Below are 17,295 nucleotides of genomic sequence, written 5' to 3'. Positions count from 1 at the left end.
GACCCCACCTCAAGACCCCCTCGAAAGGAATCCCATGCCTATCGATGTCATCGACCACCTGGTCGGCTCCCGCGAAGGCGACGCGATCTTCGCGCTGCGCGAGCAGCGCCCCGACGCCAAGCGCAACGCCCAGGCGAGCTACGACGCGCTGTTCGCCTCTGACGAGCTCGACCACGTCTCGCAGCTCGAGCGCCTCGCGATCGCCTACTGGGCGGTCGCCCTCGCGCAGAGCCCGACCGCCGACTACTACCGTGAGCTGCTGGCAGAGGCATCCGCCGAGGTGCTCGCCGCGCTGGAGGCCGCACTGCCCTCCGCGGTCACGACGGGCCCCTATGGCGACTACCCCGAGGGCCCGCTGTCGGCCGAGAACCAGGACGGCCTGCACTGGCAGCCCTCTGCCGAGCTCACCGATGCCGTCGGCATCCGTCTCGCCGCGGCGCTCGCGCACACGCACCTGCTGACGTACCGCCCGCGCGACTCCTCGGCGGACGCGCTGCAGGCGCTGATCGACGCCGGCTGGTCGACGACCGGCATCGTGACGCTCTCGCAGCTCGTGTCGTTCCTCAACTTCCAGCTCCGCGTCGTCGCGGGGCTCACCGTCCTGAAGGGAGAGCTGTGATGCCTGACCAGGTCATCCGCCACGAGTTCGAACGGCCGAACGAATTCACGCAGGCGCAGCTGGGTTGGGCGGCATGGCTCGAGCCGCTCGCGATCGACGAGCTGACCGAGCGGCACTACGCCGGCCTCGTCGACAAGGGCCGCGTGAACAGCCCGTACTTCCGGCTGCTGGCGCGCGACCCCGACATCCTCGGGGCGCGCACCCGCACCGACAACGACATCTTCTACAACGAGAAGGGCGGGCTGCCGCGTGCCCAGCGCGAGCTGTCGGCGGCCGCCGCGTCGCGGACGAACGGATGCCTGTTCTGCGCATCCGTGCACGCGCGCTTCGCGTCGCAGAAGTCGAAGCGGCCCGACGACGTGCAGCGGCTGCTCGACGAGGGAACCGCCGCGCCGCAGGACGACCCGCAGTGGCGGGCCGTGATCGACGCGTCGGTGGCGCTGACGAAGACCCCCGGCGAGTTCTCGGCCGCGCACGTGCAGCAGCTGCGCGAGGCCGGCCTCGACGACCTCGCGATCGCCGACGCGATTCACGGCGCCGCGTTCTTCAACTGGGCGAACCGGCTGATGCTCTCGCTCGGGGAGCCGACGCCGCCTCTGCAGGGATAGCGTGGAGGCATGGATCGTGGCGTGAACTGGCTCGTTGTCTGGATGATCATCGGACTGCTCGTGGCCGCTGCGCTGATCGTCGGCGTGAACGTCGTGCCCGGGTACCACCTGTCGAGCGGGGTCGTCGGGGGCACCGTCGGCACCGCCGCGGTCGCCGCGACGGGGCTGCTCTAGAGCTTGAGCGGCTCTTCACCGTCCGCCGAACTTGGGTCCGGCGGCGCGTCCGGCGCCGCGTGGCTGCGGCCGGCCGCCGCGATGTTCGTCGTCGGCTACGGCGCGAACATGTTCGCGACGCTGCTCGACGTCTACCGCGGGGCGCTCAGTGCGGTCGACGTCAACGGACTCTTCGGGGCGTACGCGCTCGGGCTGATCCCCGCACTGATCCTCGTCGCGCCGCTCTCCGACCGCTTCGGGCGTCGGCTCGTCGTGCGGGGCGCGCTGCTGCTCTCGGCGGTGGGGTCGCTCATGCTGCTGCTCGCCGGTGACTCGTTCGCCGGCCTGCTCGTGGGGCGCGTGGTCGTCGGCGTCGCCGCCGGGTCGACGTTCAGCCCAGGGACGGCGTGGGTCAAAGAGCTCTCCGACCGGGCCGGGCGCGGCAGCTCTGGGGCCCGTCGCGCCGCCGTGGCACTGACCGCCGGGTTCGCCGGCGGCCCGCTGCTGTCGGGCGTGCTGAGCCAGTGGGTGCCGTTGCCGGAGCAGCTGCCCTATGCCGTGCACGTGTTGCTCGTCGTCGCGGCGGCCCTGTACGTCTGGCGCGCGCCCGAGACCGTCTCGCATCACCCCGGCCGCACCCGTGGCGCGAGCGAGGTGGGCGCGGCGCTGCGCAGCCGGGTCTTCCTGCGCGCGATCCTTCCCACGGCGCCGTGGGTCTTCGGTGCCGCATCGGCGTCGCTTGCCGTGCTGCCCGGACAGATCGACGTCGGGCGCTTCACCGAGATCGCCAGCGGTATCACGGCGGCGGTGACGCTCGGCACCGGCATCCTCGTGCAGTCCTGGGCGCGTCGGCTCGCCCAGCGCTCGCCGCGCGCCCCGTTCCAGACGGGCGTCGCCGCGCTTGTGATCGGGATGCTTCTCGGCGCGGCCACCGTGCTCACGCACTCGCCGTTCCTGCTCGCACCGGCCGCGATCTGCCTGGGCGCGGCCTACGGATTCCTGCTGGTGAGCGGCCTGAACGCGGTGGACGCGCTCGCGCGCCCCGACGACCTCGCGACGCTGACCGGCATCTTCTACAGCGCGACGTACGTCGGCTTCGCGTTCCCGCTGCTCGAGAGCGTGTTCGCGCCTGCCGTGACGGGGCCCGGGGTGTTCCTGATCGCGGCGGCGCTCGGAGCGGCGGCGTTCGCGGGCCTGGCGACGGCGTGGCCTCGCGGCACTTGAACGAGGACACCATTTCCGACGCCGAGAGCACCATTTCTGACGCCGAGGGCACCATTGGTGCCCTCGCGACACCAACGGTGCCGTCCTGACACCAACGGTGCCGTTCTGACACCATCGGTGCCGTCGCGACACCGTTGGTGTCACCTGGGCACCAATGGTGCTCTGAGGTTGAAAAGTGGTGTCCTCGTTCAAGTGCGTCGACGAAGACGGTCGCGTCCGGAGGCGCGTTCCCGGCCTGGAAGACTGACAGCGTGGCATCCGAAGCGCTCATCAAGCTGTGGCAAGCAGCCGGCGTCCGCGCGACCGCCGGCGACCTCGAACTCAGGTGGATCGACGACGACCTGCTCGTCGATCTCGCTGAGCTCGCGGGGCGGGGCGTCCACGACCCCGAGGCGATGCCGTTCTACACGCCGTGGACGCGCGGGACGCCCGACCAAGTCGCGCGCAGCGTGCTCAAGTACCAGTGGTCGATTCGGCAGAACGTCGGCCCGAAGCTCACCCTCGAGTTCGCGGTGCTCGTGGGCGGCGTCGTCGTCGGATCGCAGGGCGCGAGCGGCACTCAGTGGACCGTGCTGCGCAGCGTCGAGACCGGCTCGTGGCTCGGCCGTGAGTTCCAGGGCCGAGGCATCGGCACCCGCATGCGCGTGCTCATGCTGCACCTGCTCTTCGACGGACTCGGCGCGCACGACGTCACCTCCGGCGCATTCGCCGACAACGCGGCGTCGAACGCGGTGTCGCGCAAGGTCGGCTACGAGGAAGACGGCATCACGCGCATGGCGCGCGAGGGCACGGCGGCTGTCGCGAACCGCTTCCGCATCACACGTGAGAAGTGGGATGCCGTGCGCGAGGCGAACTTCGCCCTGCTGGGTGCGACGCCGACGCTCGACGGCGTCGAGGCGCTGCGGGCCCAGCTCGAGGCGCCGAGCGGTACCTAGGAAGGCGTGACCACGCCGGCGGGCTCTGGCACAGCTCGCACGAACGGCGCCGGGTCGAAGACGCCGTAGCGCGCGCGGAACTCGGCGACTCTCGCGGGCCAGAGCAGCGTCAGGCGTCCGGACGCCTCGTCGCGGTACCAGCTCGAGCACCCGCCCCTGACCCACACAGTGTCGGCGGCGAGCCGCGCGATCTCCGCTTCGTATGCCGCTTCGGCGTCAGCCGTCACCTCGAGCGGGGTTCCGTCTGTGCGGGCATCCAGGTGCTCGAGCGCGCCCAGCACATAGCCGAGCTGCACTTCGATCACCTCGAACGCCGAGCTGTGCCCGAGCGCCGAGTTCGGGCCATCGAGCACGAACAGGTTGGGGAACCCGGCGACGACGGTCGAGGCGTGGCTGGTCATGCCGTCGCGCCAGTGCGCGGCCAGGGTCTCGCCGTCGCGACCGGTCACCAGGCGCGCGATGGGCGGCCGCGCGGTCTCGAAGCCGGTCGCGAAGATCAGGGCGTCGAGTCCATAGCGGGCACCGGATGCCGCGACCGCGGCACCTTCGTCGAACGCGGTCAGGGCGCTGGCCTCGAGGCGCACGTTCGGGCGCTGCAGCGCGGGGTAGAAGTCGTCGCTGAACACCGCGCGCTTGCACCCGAGCTCGTACGTCGGGGTGAGCGCGCGGCGAAGCGCGGGGTCTGCGACCTGTTCCCGCAGGTGCGTCTCGGCTGTCGCGCGGAGGCGTGCGAGGGCTTCCGAGCCCGCGATGCGCGCGTCGAACAGGCGCTCGGCCTCTGCCGCGAGCTCGGCGCGGTCGGGTTGTGCCTCTCCCGGTGCGAACGCGCGATCGCCGCGCGGCAGCACCCAGGCAGGCGTGCGCTGGAACACCGTGACGGATGCCGCACGCCGCGCGACCTCGGGCAGCAGCTGCACCGCGCTCGCCCCCGTGCCCACGATCCCGACGTGTAGCCCGTCGAGGGGCGAGTGGTCCCAACGTGCGGAGTGGAACGCCGGACCGGTGAACGTCTCGAGCCCCGGAATCGCCGGAATCCTCGGCTCGCTCAGCCGCCCGGCCGCCATGACCAGAGCGCGGGCGCGGTACTCGCCGCGCGGGGTGGTCAGGCACCAGCATCCGTTCTCGTCATCCCACCGTGCGCCCGTGAGGGGCTCGCCGAGTCGCAGGTGCGGTTCGAGGCCTTCATCGCGCGCGGTGGCGCGCAGGTACTCGAGGATCTCTGCCCCCGGGGCGAAGCGGCGTGACCAGTCGGGCTTGGGGCGGAAGGAGTACGAGTACAGCTGGCTCGGAATGTCGCAGGCGACGCCCGGGTAGGTGTTGTCGCGCCACGTGCCGCCGAGGTCGCCGGCGCGCTCGAAGATCAGGAAGTCGTCGCGGCCGGAGCGCTTCAGCTGCACCCCCATGCCGATGCCGGCGATGCCGGCCCCGACGACGGCGACGTCGATCCGCTGACCGCTGGTCGACTCGCCGTGGCCAGCAGCGCTGGTCGGCTCGCCACAGGCGAATGGAGACCCGCCCCGGGTCATCGCGCGGCGTCTCCATTCGGCTTCGCCGAGTCGATCGCCGGGGTGCCGTACGTCGTCGTGCGCTGCCTGACCGGCCGACCGAGCTCGCCCGCGAGCTTCGTCACGTCGGCGACCGTCAGCTGCCGACCCTGCTCGGGACCGGCGCTCGGGTCGAGCGTGCCGTCGAGCAGCACCCCGCCGAGGTCGTCCGCGCCGCCCGCGAGCACGAGCTGAGCGCCTCGCAGGCCGAGCTTCGTCCACGCCGCCTGGATGTGGTCGATGCGCCCCGCGAGCATCAGCCGCGCCACGGCGTGCACGGCGCGCGACTCGCGCAGGGTGGGGCCCGGGCGTGCGCCCGGCACCTCGACCGGCGACTCGGAGGGCAGCCACGGCATTGCGATGAATTCGGTGAAGCCGCCGGTGCGGTCCTGCAGGGCGGCAAGCGCGCGCAGATGCTTCACCTGGTCGGCGGCGGTCTCCACGTGACCGTAGACCATCGTGGCAGTCGAGCGCAGACCGGCGCGGTGCGCGTTCTCCACAGTGTCGATCCAGACGGATGCCTCAATGTCGGCGCCCCCGGTCAGGATTCCGCGTATGCGATCGTCAAGAATCCGCGCCCCGGTGCCGGGCACCGTGTCGACTCCGGCCGCGCGCAGCTGCGCGAGCCAGTCGGCGAGAGCAAGCCCGGCCCGGGCGGCGCCGTCGAGCACTTCGGCGGGCCGGAAGGCGTGCAGGTGCAGCTGCGGCTGCACCCGCTTGATGGTGCGCGCGAGCTCGAGGTAGCCGCCTGTGCCGGCCTCGCGCGGGGGCATGCCCTGCACGCAGATCTCGGTGGCGCCGAGCGCGGCGGCCTCGTCGGCGAGAGCTGCGACCTCGTCGAGCGGTAGTCCGAGCGAGGAGTCGAGGTTGCGGTTCACGGCGTAGGTCACGGTGTCGCCGACGCGGTCGCGCCGCACCCCGTCGGCGAGCGAGGCGAGCGCCTCGAGATCGTCACCGTCGGCGTGCAGCAGGGCGACGTACTCGGCATCGGTGAGGCCCGCGGGGTCGGATTCCGCGCGCTTCAGCACCGACTCGAGGTAGGCGTCGTGTCGTGCGAGCCCGTAGTCGTCGGCGAGCTCGAGAAGGCGCGGGCGCAGGCGGTCGTCGAACCAGTCGGCGCCGCGGCCGGCATCCCCGGAAATCACAGCACCGCGCGCCTCGCGCAGGTAATGCGGGTGCGCGGTCAGGCGCTCGCGCAGGGTGTAGCCGCCCTCGGCGGTCAGTCGCGCGAGCTCCTCGATCTGGGGCCAGGGGCGCTCGGGGTTCACGTGGTCGGGCGTGAGCGGCGAGACGCCGCCCCAGTCATCGATGCCGGCGCGGATGAGCAGGGCGAGCTCGTCGGCATCCGTCAGGTTCGGCGGCGCTTGCACGCGCATGCCCGGCCCGAGCAGCACACGGGTGACGGCGACGGCCGCGGCGTACTCCTGCGTCTCGAGGTCGACGGCGCCCATCATCGCGGTGGCGTTCTTCGCACGGAAGTTCTGCACGATCACCTCTTGGATGTGCCCGTACTTCTCGTGCGCGGCGCGCAGGGCGAGCACGGCGTCGATGCGCTCCTCGGCGGTCTCGCCGATGCCGAGCAGCACTCCGGTGGTGAAGGGAATCCGCGACCGACCGGCGTCGTCGATCACCCGCAGCCGAACGGCGGGGTCTTTGTCGGGCGAGCCGAAGTGCGCCTCGCCGGGCGTCTCCCAGATGCGCGTCGAGGTCGTCTCGAGCATCATGCCCATCGACGGGCCGACGGGCTTCAGTCGCTGCAGCTCCGCCCACGACATGACACCGGGGTTGAGGTGCGGCAGCAGCCCGGTCTCGCGCAGGATGAGCTCACCCATCGCCGCGACGTAGTCGAGCGTCGACGCATAGCCGTGCTCGTCGAGCCACTGCCGCGCGATCGGCCAGCGGTTCTCGGGTCGGTCGCCGAGCGTCAGCAGCGCCTCTTTGCAGCCGAGCGCCGCGCCCTGGCGCGCGACCTCGAGCACCTCCTCTGGCTCCATGTACGGCGAGATTCCGGCCTTCGCGAGCTTGCCCGGTGTCTGCACGAAGATGCAGTAGTGGCAGCGGTCCTGGCACAGGTGCGTGAGCGGAATGAACACCTTCCGCGAGTACGTGATCACGCCGGGGCGCCCGGCGGCGGCCAGCCCCTCGTCGCGAATGCGCCCGGCCACCGCGAGCAGCCGGTCCAGGTCGGCATCGCGCGCGGCGAGCAGAGTTGTGGCATCCGCATGCGACAGCGTCGCCCACGGACCGGGCGAGCTCTCGAGGCGATCGAGCGCGCCGTCGAGCGCGGTGGGCCGGGCGTAGGGCGCAGCGGGAGTGCGCAGCATCAGAGGGACAGCCATGGGTCACCTGGACATAGTTGGGCGGATACGGATGCCGAGCCGAAACGCCATCAAAGCCAGATGCGCGCAGCCCGGCGGCCCAAATCCAGGCCGCTGCCGATGCAGCCAGCCTAACCCGGCGTGTGCGCCCGCACCCGCTCCAGCCACTCGCCGATCAGCGCGGCGACCAGCGCACCACGCCACTGACATCGGCCGGTGCGGAATGCACGCTCGTGAGCGATCGAACGTACATGTCGCACCGCTCGAGCAGCCATGCGCCCCCAAGCACCGCTACTCTCAGCAGCCAGGGGGAACCGCACATGGCATTCGATCTGAGGTGGCTGCAGGCGACGGACGAGCAGGTGCGCGCCGCTGCGCCGCCCGAGCACAAGGACCTGAAGCCGTTCCCCCGCCGCACCCTGCTGACCGGGGTGATCGCGGTCGCTGCGGCGATCGTCCTGACGATCGTCTTCAACGTGTTCGGCGTCGACAGCGGCTGGGCGCACTCGCTCATCGGCGTCAGCATCATCGTCGCCGTGTGCTGCGGCATCGGCATCTTCATCTGGTGGGGCGGCGACTACAAGTCGCAGACGGATCTGCGCCTGACGTGGGTCGGCGCCGCGAACGGCTTCTTCTACAAGCCCGAGGGCCTCACCTCGGTCGACACGGTGCTGCTGCATCACGGCAGCGACCTCACCGGCAGGCGCTTCTTCTGGAAGTCGGACGGCCAGGAGTTCGGCACCCTCGAATACACCACCGGCAGCGGCAAGAACAGCCACACCCACCGCTGGCACTACGTCGCCGCGCACCTGCCCGCGCCGCTGCCGCACATGATGCTCGACGCGAAGGCCAATGACTTCCTGGGCTCAGACCTGCCCGAGTCCTTCGCGCGCACCCAGCGCCTCTCGCTCGAGGGCGACTTCGACAAGCACTTCACGCTCTACGCCCCGGTCGAGTACCAGCAGGACGCCCTCTACGTCTTCACTCCCGACGTGATGGCCGCGCTCATCGACTACGCCGCCGACTACAACGTCGAGATCGTCGACGACGGCATCATCTTCTTCGCGACCCCCGGGCTCGACTACGAGAACCCCCGTGACTGGATCGAGGCCGACCGCCTGCTGAACGCCGCGCTTCCCAAGATCGCGGCGCGCGCGAGCCGCTACCTCGACGAGCACGCGGGTGCGCAGCAGGCGCCACGCGCGATCGACGTGGCGGCCGCCACTGCTGCCGCGGATCACCTGGAGGCGACCGGGGATGCCCCGGCCGGAGCCGCCTTCACGGCAGCCGCCTCCGCTTCCCTCCCCGTCATCGCGCCGCAGGGCCGGCGACTCAAGGGCAGCCGCCGCGCGATCGGCATCGGCGGCATCATCGTGCTCGGCATCATCGCGCTGAACCTGATCTTCAACAGCATCGTGAGCTGGCTCGGGCACTGACGTCCCATCGCTGGCGGAAGGCCGACCTGAACCGGCCGCCGCGCAGCGCAGCTCGGATCAGCGCAGCTCGGCCGCGAGGTCGAGCGCCGCGCCCGCGAGAGCCGCGGAGGTCGCGGTGTCGCGCATCCAGAGCGGCACAGCACGCGAGCGGATGCCGAGGGCCTCGACCGCCTCGACAGAGGCCGCGTCCTCCTCGGCCACGAGCCAGCCGTCGAGCAGGCCGCGTGCGGGGTCTCCATTCGGCATCGCCGAGTCGACCAGCGGGTCGGGCTTCGCCGACTCGACCCGCGAACCGCCCCGCGCCCCGTAGTGCTGCGCGACCGCGAGCGCCGAGGTCTCCACTCCGATGGCCGACAGGCAGGCATCCGCATAGCCGCGCACAGCGGCGCCCCCGATGATCGGCGACACTCCGACGACGGGCGCGCTCGACGCGTCCAAAGACGCACGCACGCCGGGGATCGACAGCACCGTGCCGACGGACACGACCGGGTTCGACGGCGCGATCAGCACCACGTCGGCCGAGACCAGCGCGTCGCGCACGGCCCGCGTGGCGGAGGACCCCGCGAGCCCCAGCTGCACGAACCGCTGGGCGGGAACGGCGGCGCGGTGCTTCACCCACCACTCCTCGAAGTGCACGATCTCGGGGCCGGAGCCCAGGTCGATCTCCACGTGCGTCTCAACCTGCTCGTCGGTCACCGGCAGAAGTCGAACGGGCAGCCCGGCACCGTCGTTCCAGCGCGAGGCGAGCCGCGCGACCACCTCGGTCAGCGGCATGCCCTCGCGCAGCATCGCGGTGCGCGCGATGTGCGTGCCGAGGTCGAGGTCACCGAGCGTGAACCACGGCCAGCCGACGCCGTACGCGTTCATCTCGGCCGACACCCGGTACGACTCGTCGCGCAGCCCCCAGCCGCGCTCATCGTCGTTGACGCCGGCGAGCGTGTACATCATCGAATCGAGATCGGGGGTGACGCGCAGCCCGGCGATCCACGAGTCGTCGCCCGTGTTGACGACGGCCGTCACGGCCGGGCGCGATGAGGGCGACGGATGCCTGCGCTCCAGTTCCGCGACGAGACCGCGCGTGAACCGCGCGCCCCCGACTCCACCCACGAGCACGACGATGTTCTGAGGCATCCCTCGAGCCTATTCGCGTGCGCGCCCGTGCTCGGTCAGCTCGATCTCACGCAGCCGGAGCGGCGACCGGGGCGAGCAGCGCGGCCACGTACGCCGCGCGTTCGACGGGAAGCGCCCCCACGGTGACCCTGATCGCCGGGCTGCCCGGTGCATCGGCCACGAACGGCAGCCCGGCCGCCACGCGCACGCCGGCCTCGCCCAGGGACGCGACCGCTCGGCGCTCGTCGTGCACGGGCAGCCAGATGTTGATTCCGTCGCCGACGGTTGACCGCACGCCGGCGGCCTCCAGTGCGGCCGCCAACGCAGCCTGCCGCTCGGCGTAGACGGCCCGCGCACGCCCCACCTCGGCGACGGCGAGCGGGTCGCGCAGCAGTTCGAGCAGCACGGTCTGCAGCATCCGCGAGGTCCAACCTGGGCCGAGCAGCCGCCGCGCCACGAGGCGATCGACGAGCGGCCTGGGGCCGCCGAGGGCAGCGATGCGCAGGTCCGGTCCGTGCGATTTCGAGAAGCTGCGCAGGTGCACGACCTGGCCCGGCAGCCAGAACCCCAGCGAGACGGGCGGCGCGCTCGAGATCAGCCCGGAGTGATCGTCTTCGATGACGATGACGGATGCCCCGCGGCGCTGCCCCGCGATGATGCGGGCCAGCTCCTCCGCTCGCTGCGGGGTGAGCGACGCGCCGGTCGGGTTGTGCGCCCGCGGCTGCAGCACGACGGCGGAGACCTCACGCGCGAGCGCCCGGAACAGCGAGCGCGGCGTCACCCCGCTGCCGTCGACCTCGAGCGGCACGCGCTCGACCCCGTGCGCGTCGAGCATCTCGAACAGGGGCGGGAACCCGGGCACCTCGACCGCGACGCGGTCGCCGAAGCGCACGACCTGGTCGAGGGTGCGCGACAGCCCGTCGAGCGCACCGTCGATGACCGTGAGCGCCTCGACGGGGTACGGCCAGGACTCACGCAGCAGCCGATGCAGCTCGGGAATCACGGGCAGCTCTTGATAGCTGCCCGTGCTCGCCTGCCACGCGATGCGCGCGACCACGGGCTGCAGCTCGGGAAGCAGTGCCGCGTCTGGCGTGCCGCGCGACAGGTCGAGCGCCGTGGCGGGGGCCTGGCCGGCGAGCTCTGCCATGCTGCGCGGCAGCCAGGAGGCATCCGTCGCCCCCTGATCGCGCACGAAGCTGCCGGCCCGGCCGCGCGCGACGATCAGCCCGGCCGCGAGCAGGGTCTGCCAGGCGTGCGACACGGTCGCCGGTGAGACGCCGAATTCGGCGGCGAGCTCGCGCACCGTCGGAAGGCGGTCGCCTGGCTGCAGTTCGCCCGCGCTGATCTGCCGCGCGATCGACGCGGCGATGCCGCGCGGGGACGTGTCGTCGGGCTTCAGCAACATTTACCGACGCGTCACGCGAAGAAATTGTCGGGAAATGTTCACGCCGAACGATAACAGAACCAGAACCGACGTATGGAGGTTTCGATGACGGTCATCCGAGCCGCGATCACCCAGACCACCTGGACAGGCGACAAGGAGTCGATGATCCAGAAGCACGAGGAGTTCGCCCGCGAGGCGAAGGCTCAGGGTGCGCAGGTCATCTGCTTCCAGGAGCTGTTCTACGGCCCCTACTTCGGCATCACCGAGGACAAGAAGTACTACGACTTCGCCGAACCCGCCGACGGCCCGATCGTGCAGCGCTTCGCCGCACTCGCGAAAGAGCTCGAGCTGGTCATGGTCCTGCCGATCTACGAGGCCGAGATGCCCGGCCTGTACTACAACACAGCCGTGGTGGTGGATGCCGACGGAACGGTGCTCGGGAAGTACCGCAAGCACCACATCCCGAACCTCGACAAGTTCTGGGAGAAGTTCTACTTCCGCCCGGGGAACCTCGGCTACCCGGTGTTCCAGACGGCGGTCGGCCCGATCGGCGTCTACATCTGCTACGACCGGCACTTCCCGGAAGGGTGGCGCGAGCTCGGACTGAACGGCGCCCAGATCGTCTTCAACCCGAACGCGACGAAGCCGGGCCTCAGCAACCGGCTGTGGGAAATCGAGCAGCCCGCGGCCGCCGCGGCGAACGGATACTTCGTCGCGGCACCCAACCGGGTCGGCCGCGAAGACAACGAATACGGCGAGCTCGCGGTCGACTTCTACGGCTCGAGCCAGTTCGTCGACCCCCGCGGCAACATCATCGGCGGCTACGGGTCGGCCACCGACGAGGAACTCGTCATCCGCGACCTCGACCTCGACCTGATCCGGCAGGTGCGCGACGACTGGCAGTTCTATCGCGACCGCCGGCCCGACTCCTACACCTCGATCCCCAAGCCGTAACCGCGGAGGCATCCGATGACCAAGACCCTCATCACGAACGGCACCGTCGTGAACGCGACGGGCACGGTCGCCGCCGACGTGCTCATCGACGGCGAGCAGATCGTCGCGGTTCTCGCGCCGGGCTCGCAACTGCTCGGCAGCGATCTCACTCAGAGCGTCGACACCGTGATCGACGCGGCCGGGAAGTACGTGATCCCCGGCGGGGTCGACGCGCACACCCACATGGAGATGCCGTTCGGCGGCACCTTCGCCAGCGACACGTTCGAGACGGGCACGCGCGCGGCCGCCCACGGCGGCACGACGACCATCGTCGACTTCGTCGTGCAGTACGCCGGCGAGAACCCGATCGACCAGTACGCGCTCTGGCACGAGAAGGCCGCGGGCAATTGCGCGATCGACTACGGCTTCCACCAGATCCTCTCCGACGTGCAGGACTCGTCGCTCGACGCGATGGACGAGCTGATCAGAGAGGGCGTCACGAGCTTCAAGCTCTTCATGGCCTACAAGGGCGTCTTCCTGTCCGACGACGGCCAGATCGTGAAGGCGATGCAGAAGGCCGCCGACACCGGGTCGATGATCATGATGCACGCCGAGAACGGCGCCGTCATCGACGTGCTGCAGCAGCAGGCGCTCGCCCGCGGCGAGACGGCGCCGTACTATCACGGCACGACGCGGCCCTGGCAGACCGAGGCAGAGGCGACGCACCGCGCGATCGTCTACGCCGGCATGACCGGCGCCCCGCTCTACGTCGTGCACGTGAGCGCGAAGCAGGCCGTCGAAGAGATCGCGGCCGCCCGCGACCGCGGCCAGAACGTGTTCGCCGAGACCTGCCCGCAGTACCTCTATCTGAGCCTCGAAGAGCAGCTCGGCGCGCAGAGCGACGAGTGGGGCAGCTTCGAGGGCGCCAAGTGGGTGTGCTCGACCCCGCTGCGCAGCCGCGCAGAAGGCCACCAGAACCACATGTGGCAGGGGCTGCGCACGAACGACCTGCAGGTCATCTCGACCGACCACTGCCCGTTCTGCATGAAGGGCCAGAAAGAGTTGGGGCGAGGCGACTTCGCGAAGATCCCCAACGGCATCGGCTCGGTCGAGCACCGCCTGGACCTCATCTATCAGGGCGTCGTGCTCGGCGAGATCTCGCTGCCCCGCTGGGTCGAGTTGACCAGCACGACGCCGGCGCGCATGTTCGGCTTCTACGGCAAGAAGGGCGTCATCCAGCCCGGCGCCGACGCCGATGTCGTCATCTACGACCCGAACGCGCACACGACGATCTCGGCGGCGACCCACCACATGAACATGGACTACTCCGCGTGGGAGGGCTTCGAGATCGACGGCGGCGTCGACACCGTGCTCAGCCGCGGCCGGATGATCGTCGACAAGGGCGCCTACCGGGGCTCGAAGGGCGACGGCTCGTTCATCAAGCGCGGCCTGAGCCAGTACCTGGTGTGAGCGGCCCGATGACGACAGACAGACGCGGCATGGACTTCGGCGTCGTCCTGCAGACCGACCCGCCCGCGAGCCGGGTGATCCACCTCGCCGAGCTCGCCGAGCAGCACGGCTTCACGCACGCGTGGACCTTCGACTCGCACCTGCTGTGGGAGGAGCCGTACGTCATCCACTCCCAGATCCTCGCCCGCACTCACCGGCTCAAGGTCGGCCCGTTCGTGACGAACCCCGCCACGAGGGACTGGACGGTGACGGCATCCGTCTTCGCCACGCTGAACGAGATGTTCGGCAACCGCACGATCTGCGGAATCGGCCGCGGCGACTCCGCCGTGCGCGTCACGAACGGCAAGCCGGTCACGATGGCCGAGCTGCGCGAGGCCATCCACGTCATCCGCGAGCTCGGCAGCTCGCGCGAGGTCGAGTACAAGGGGTCGACGCTGCGCTTCCCGTGGTCGCGCGGCAGCGAACTGCCGGTCTGGGTCGCGGCGTACGGTCCGCAGGCGGTCAAGCTGACCGGCGAGGTGGGTGACGGCTTCATCCTGCAGCTGGCTGATCTCGATGTGGCCGAGTGGATGATCAAAGCCGTCAAGGATGCCGCGCGCGGCGCGGGCCGCGACCCCGAAGCTCTCGACATCTGCGTTGCGGCGCCCATGTACATCGGCAGCGACCTCGCCCACCAGCGGGGCCAGACCCGCTGGTTCGGCGGCATGGTCGGCAACCACATCGCCGACATCGTGAAGCGCTACGGCGAAGACGGCGGCGCGGTGCCGCAGGTGCTCGTCGACTACATCAAGGCGCGCGAGGGCTACGACTACAACCAGCACGGCCGCGCGGGCAACACCCACACGGCCTTCGTGCCCGATGAGATCGTCGATCGGCTGTGCGTGCTCGGCGAAGCATCCGATCACATCGAGAAATTGCGCGCGCTGCGCGAGCTGGGCGTCACGCAGTTCGCGGGCTACCTGCAGCACGACAACAAAGAGGAGACGCTGCGCGTCTACGGCGAGCGCGTCATCCCGGCTGTCAGCGACCACGTGATCGCGAAGGCGTGAGACGGATGCCGCGCCGCACCGCCATTCGTGGAAACACTGCCCCGGGCTGGCCCCGCCGCGCGCTCTTCGCGATCGGCGGCGTGCTGGTGCTCGCTGTCGTGTGGGAGCTCTACAAGGCGCTGGGCCCGGTCGAGGGCGTGCGATGGGGCCAGACGGTCGTGCTGCCGCGCACGAGCGACCTCGCGATGCCGCACCTGTGGGCGATCTTCCAGCGCTACGGGCAACCTGTGGACTCGTCGGCCGGGTCGCCGACGGTGCTCGCGGCGGTGGCTAGGGCGAGTCTCGTCAGCCTCGGCATCGCCGCCTGCGGCTGGGCGGCCGGGGTGGTGCTCGGCGCGCTGCTGGCGCTGCTGATGGTGTCGTGGCGGCTCGCCGAGCGGGCGCTGCTGCCCTACGTGATTCTCAGCCAGACGGTTCCGCTCATCGCCCTCGCCCCGCTCGTCGTGACCTGGGGGTCGCAGATCCACGCGGGCGGGTTCGTGTGGAAGCAGTGGATGTCGGTCGCGGCGATCGCCGGCTACCTCGCGTTCTTCCCGATCTCAGTTGGGCTGCTGCGCGGGCTGCGCTCCGCGCCCGTGACGCAGCTCGAGCTGTTCCGCAGCTTCGCTGCCGGGTGGTGGCGCACGCTGTGGAGCCTGCGCCTGCCTGCCGCCGTGACCTATCTGCTTCCTGCCCTGCGCATCGCGGCGGCTGCGGCGGTCGTCGGCGCGATCGTCGCCGAGGTGTCGACCGGCATGCAGGGCGGAATCGGCCGCACGATCCTCGCCTACGGCATCGCATCGGGCGGCGACCCGGCGAAGCCGTGGGCCGCGATCATCGGCGCCGTCGTCATCGGACTCGTGGTCGCCGGCGCCGTCTCGCTCATCGGACTGGGCTTGCGCAGGTTCCGCAGAGGAGAGGAGTCATCGTGACCGACATCGACGCCGTTCAGGTCGAGCAGGTGAGTCGGGTCTTCGCCGGCGGGCGGCGCACCGTGACCGCGCTCGACGACGTCAGCCTCAGCCTCGCGCCCGGCGAGTTCGTCTCCCTGATCGGGCCGAGCGGCTGTGGCAAGAGCACCCTGCTGCGGCTCATCGCCGATCTCGATGCGCCGAGCTCGGGAACGGTCTCGGTCTTCGGCAAGACGGCGCAGCAGGCGCGTCTCGATCAGGACTACGGCATCGCGTTCCAGCAGGCCGGGCTGTTGCCGTGGCGCACCGTCGCGGCGAACATCGCCCTCCCGCTCGAGCTGCACAAGGTGCCGGCATCCGCCCGAAAATCGCGGGTGGCCGAGTTGCTCGCGCTCGTCGGGCTCGAGGACTTCGCCAGCCACTACCCCGACCAGCTCTCGGGCGGCATGCAGCAGCGCGTCGCGATCGCGCGGGCGCTGGCCGAGAAGCCGCGGCTGCTGCTCATGGACGAGCCGTTCGGCGCGCTCGACGAGATGACGAGGGAGCGCATGCAGACCGAGCTCGTGCGGCTCGCCGCCGAGACCGGCGCCGCGGTCGTGTTCGTCACCCACTCGATCCCCGAGGCGGTCTTCCTCTCCGACCGGGTGATCGTCATGTCACCGCGGCCGGGGCGGATCACCCGTGAGATCGAGCTCGGCCTGGGCCCTGCGGCCGAGCGCGGCGAGCGCCTGCGCGAGTCGACGGATTTCTACGCGGCGGTCACGGCCGTGCGTGAGGCGCTGCACGGCGAGGGCGCGGCGCTGCCCGTCGGGGTCGAGACGCGATGAGGTCGCCGGCGCCGTCGACATCATCGCGGCTGAGCAGTGTGTGGCGCACCGTGGTGCCGCCGGTCGTCTTCGGCGTGCTGCTGATCGCGGCCTGGCAGGCGTTCGTCGTCGGGGCGCAGATCAAGCCGTTCCTGCTTCCTGCACCGAGCGCGATCTGGCAGATGATCCACCAGAACCCTGCGCTGATCTGGCGCGCGTCGCTCGTCACGGGCGGCAACGCCCTCGTGGGTCTCATTGCGGGGGCGCTGGTCGCGGTCGTGCTCGCGGGCGTCGCGGCGGCGGTGCGGGTGGTCGACCACTTGAGCGCCCCGATCGTCGCGGCCATCGCCGTTCTTCCGATCGTCGCGGTCGCACCCGTGCTCTACACGATGTTCGGCGCTGGCTCGCAGCTGCCGCGCCAGATCGTCGCCGGCATCGCCGCGTTCGCGCCCGTCTTCCTCAACACGCTGCGCGGGCTGCGCCAGGTGCGGCCTGTGCATCGCGAGCTGATGACGGCCTATGCCGCGACGCCGTGGCAGGCGACCAGGGCGGTCACCCTGCCCGGGGCTCTTCCCTATCTCTTCTCCGGAGTCAACGTCGCCGCCTCGCTCGCCGTCATCTCCGCCCTCGTCGCCGAGTACTTCGGCGGCCCGCAGACGGGCCTCGGCTCGCTCATCACCTCGGCGGCCGCGAACAGCGGCTACGCCGCGGCCTGGGCGTATGTGTTCGGCGCCATCGTCGTCGGCCTCGTCTTCTATCTCGCGACCCTCGGCCTCGAGAAGGCGGTGTCGCGCGGCGGCCGCACCGCATGAGCTC

Annotated in this window: 16 protein-coding genes; 12 read left to right on the top strand and 4 right to left on the bottom strand. The window is 70.8% G+C overall.

Annotated elements, in window-relative coordinates; all coding sequences use genetic code 11:
- Positions 1–34 precede the first annotated feature (34 nt).
- The 5 genes from ABD736_RS09705 (at position 35) to ABD736_RS09685 (ending at position 3,539) form a co-directional block, all read left to right on the top strand.
- A complete protein-coding gene (locus ABD736_RS09705) occupies positions 35–619 on the top strand; it encodes a CMD domain protein (protein WP_344791551.1) in 585 nt (194 codons plus the stop codon).
- A complete protein-coding gene (locus ABD736_RS09700; RefSeq protein WP_344791550.1) occupies positions 619–1,227 on the top strand; it encodes an alkylhydroperoxidase domain protein in 609 nt (202 codons plus the stop codon). Before ABD736_RS09705 ends, ABD736_RS09700 begins: the two co-directional genes overlap by 1 nt.
- Positions 1,228–1,236: 9 nt before the next feature.
- Positions 1,237–1,401, top strand: a complete 165-nt coding sequence (locus ABD736_RS09695) for a hypothetical protein (protein WP_344791549.1) — start codon at positions 1,237–1,239, stop codon at positions 1,399–1,401.
- 3 nt (positions 1,402–1,404) lie between these two features.
- On the top strand, positions 1,405–2,604 hold the full coding sequence (locus ABD736_RS09690; protein WP_344791548.1) for an MFS transporter: 1,200 nt from the start codon (positions 1,405–1,407) through the stop codon (positions 2,602–2,604).
- Between the two features lie 251 nt (positions 2,605–2,855).
- Positions 2,856–3,539: a GNAT family N-acetyltransferase gene (locus tag ABD736_RS09685; RefSeq protein ID WP_344791546.1), complete on the top strand. Its 684-nt coding sequence runs from the start codon at positions 2,856–2,858 to the stop codon at positions 3,537–3,539.
- Here the strand turns inward: ABD736_RS09685 and ABD736_RS09680 are convergent.
- Positions 3,536–5,065 (bottom strand): flavin-containing monooxygenase, encoded by a 1,530-nt coding sequence (locus ABD736_RS09680; RefSeq protein ID WP_344791545.1) that lies wholly within the window; start codon positions 5,063–5,065, stop codon positions 3,536–3,538. The two genes, ABD736_RS09685 and ABD736_RS09680, sit on opposite strands and share 4 nt — an antisense overlap.
- Complete coding sequence (cofG, locus tag ABD736_RS09675) at positions 5,062–7,422, bottom strand: 7,8-didemethyl-8-hydroxy-5-deazariboflavin synthase CofG (protein WP_344791544.1); 2,361 nt, start codon at positions 7,420–7,422, stop codon at positions 5,062–5,064. Before cofG ends, ABD736_RS09680 begins: the two co-directional genes overlap by 4 nt.
- Before the next feature lie 299 nt (positions 7,423–7,721).
- On the opposite strand from cofG, the gene ABD736_RS09670 reads away from it, so the two are divergent.
- A complete protein-coding gene (locus ABD736_RS09670) occupies positions 7,722–8,837 on the top strand; it encodes a hypothetical protein (protein ID WP_344791543.1) in 1,116 nt (371 codons plus the stop codon).
- A 57-nt stretch (positions 8,838–8,894) separates the two neighbouring features.
- On the opposite strand, the gene cofD is transcribed toward ABD736_RS09670, so the two are convergent.
- Both cofD and ABD736_RS09660 read right to left on the bottom strand, forming a co-directional pair.
- Positions 8,895–9,968 (bottom strand): 2-phospho-L-lactate transferase, encoded by a 1,074-nt coding sequence (gene cofD, locus ABD736_RS09665; RefSeq protein WP_344791542.1) that lies wholly within the window; start codon positions 9,966–9,968, stop codon positions 8,895–8,897.
- Between the two features lie 46 nt (positions 9,969–10,014).
- Complete coding sequence (locus ABD736_RS09660) at positions 10,015–11,352, bottom strand: aminotransferase class I/II-fold pyridoxal phosphate-dependent enzyme (RefSeq protein ID WP_344791541.1); 1,338 nt, start codon at positions 11,350–11,352, stop codon at positions 10,015–10,017.
- An 84-nt stretch (positions 11,353–11,436) separates the two neighbouring features.
- On the opposite strand from ABD736_RS09660, the gene ABD736_RS09655 reads away from it, so the two are divergent.
- From ABD736_RS09655 to ABD736_RS09630, 6 genes are read left to right on the top strand one after another with little or no spacing between them, the layout of a single operon-like run.
- A complete protein-coding gene (locus tag ABD736_RS09655) occupies positions 11,437–12,285 on the top strand; it encodes a nitrilase-related carbon-nitrogen hydrolase (protein WP_344791540.1) in 849 nt (282 codons plus the stop codon).
- A 15-nt stretch (positions 12,286–12,300) separates the two neighbouring features.
- A complete protein-coding gene (gene hydA / locus ABD736_RS09650; protein ID WP_344791539.1) occupies positions 12,301–13,734 on the top strand; it encodes a dihydropyrimidinase in 1,434 nt (477 codons plus the stop codon).
- 29 nt (positions 13,735–13,763) lie between these two features.
- Positions 13,764–14,783: a TIGR03842 family LLM class F420-dependent oxidoreductase gene (locus ABD736_RS09645; protein WP_344792235.1), complete on the top strand. Its 1,020-nt coding sequence runs from the start codon at positions 13,764–13,766 to the stop codon at positions 14,781–14,783.
- 5 nt (positions 14,784–14,788) lie between these two features.
- Positions 14,789–15,694 carry an ABC transporter permease gene (locus ABD736_RS09640; RefSeq protein WP_344791538.1) on the top strand — a complete coding sequence of 302 codons (906 nt, stop codon included), beginning with the start codon at positions 14,789–14,791 and terminating at the stop codon, positions 15,692–15,694.
- Positions 15,691–16,500 (top strand): ABC transporter ATP-binding protein, encoded by an 810-nt coding sequence (locus ABD736_RS09635; RefSeq protein ID WP_425555005.1) that lies wholly within the window; start codon positions 15,691–15,693, stop codon positions 16,498–16,500. The genes ABD736_RS09640 and ABD736_RS09635 overlap by 4 nt, the downstream gene beginning before the upstream one ends.
- Positions 16,501–16,538: 38 nt before the next feature.
- Positions 16,539–17,291, top strand: a complete 753-nt coding sequence (locus tag ABD736_RS09630) for an ABC transporter permease (RefSeq protein WP_344791537.1) — start codon at positions 16,539–16,541, stop codon at positions 17,289–17,291.
- Positions 17,292–17,295 lie beyond the last annotated feature (4 nt).

The organism is Gryllotalpicola daejeonensis, assembly GCF_039538145.1.
Classification (GTDB): domain Bacteria; phylum Actinomycetota; class Actinomycetes; order Actinomycetales; family Microbacteriaceae; genus Gryllotalpicola; species Gryllotalpicola daejeonensis.
The sequence above is the reverse complement of the archived record's forward strand: the minus strand, read 5'-3'. Positions and strand labels throughout refer to the sequence as shown.

Excerpts from the sequence above, each read along its gene's own strand:
- ABD736_RS09645 (WP_344792235.1), top strand. The coding sequence starts at position 13,764 with ATGGACTTCGGCGTCGTCCTGCAGACCGACCCGCCCGCGAGCCGGGTG.
- ABD736_RS09655 (WP_344791540.1), top strand. The coding sequence starts at position 11,437 with ATGACGGTCATCCGAGCCGCGATCACCCAGACCACCTGGACAGGCGAC.
- ABD736_RS09700 (WP_344791550.1), top strand. The coding sequence starts at position 619 with ATGCCTGACCAGGTCATCCGCCACGAGTTCGAACGGCCGAACGAATTC.
- cofG (WP_344791544.1), bottom strand. The coding sequence starts at position 7,422 with ATGGCTGTCCCTCTGATGCTGCGCACTCCCGCTGCGCCCTACGCCCGG.
- ABD736_RS09670 (WP_344791543.1), top strand. The coding sequence starts at position 7,722 with ATGGCATTCGATCTGAGGTGGCTGCAGGCGACGGACGAGCAGGTGCGC.
- cofD (WP_344791542.1), bottom strand. The coding sequence starts at position 9,968 with ATGCCTCAGAACATCGTCGTGCTCGTGGGTGGAGTCGGGGGCGCGCGG.
- ABD736_RS09705 (WP_344791551.1), top strand. The coding sequence starts at position 35 with ATGCCTATCGATGTCATCGACCACCTGGTCGGCTCCCGCGAAGGCGAC.
- hydA (WP_344791539.1), top strand. The coding sequence starts at position 12,301 with ATGACCAAGACCCTCATCACGAACGGCACCGTCGTGAACGCGACGGGC.
- ABD736_RS09695 (WP_344791549.1), top strand. The coding sequence starts at position 1,237 with ATGGATCGTGGCGTGAACTGGCTCGTTGTCTGGATGATCATCGGACTG.
- ABD736_RS09660 (WP_344791541.1), bottom strand. The coding sequence starts at position 11,352 with ATGTTGCTGAAGCCCGACGACACGTCCCCGCGCGGCATCGCCGCGTCG.
- ABD736_RS09680 (WP_344791545.1), bottom strand. The coding sequence starts at position 5,065 with ATGACCCGGGGCGGGTCTCCATTCGCCTGTGGCGAGCCGACCAGCGCT.
- ABD736_RS09640 (WP_344791538.1), top strand. The coding sequence starts at position 14,789 with ATGCCGCGCCGCACCGCCATTCGTGGAAACACTGCCCCGGGCTGGCCC.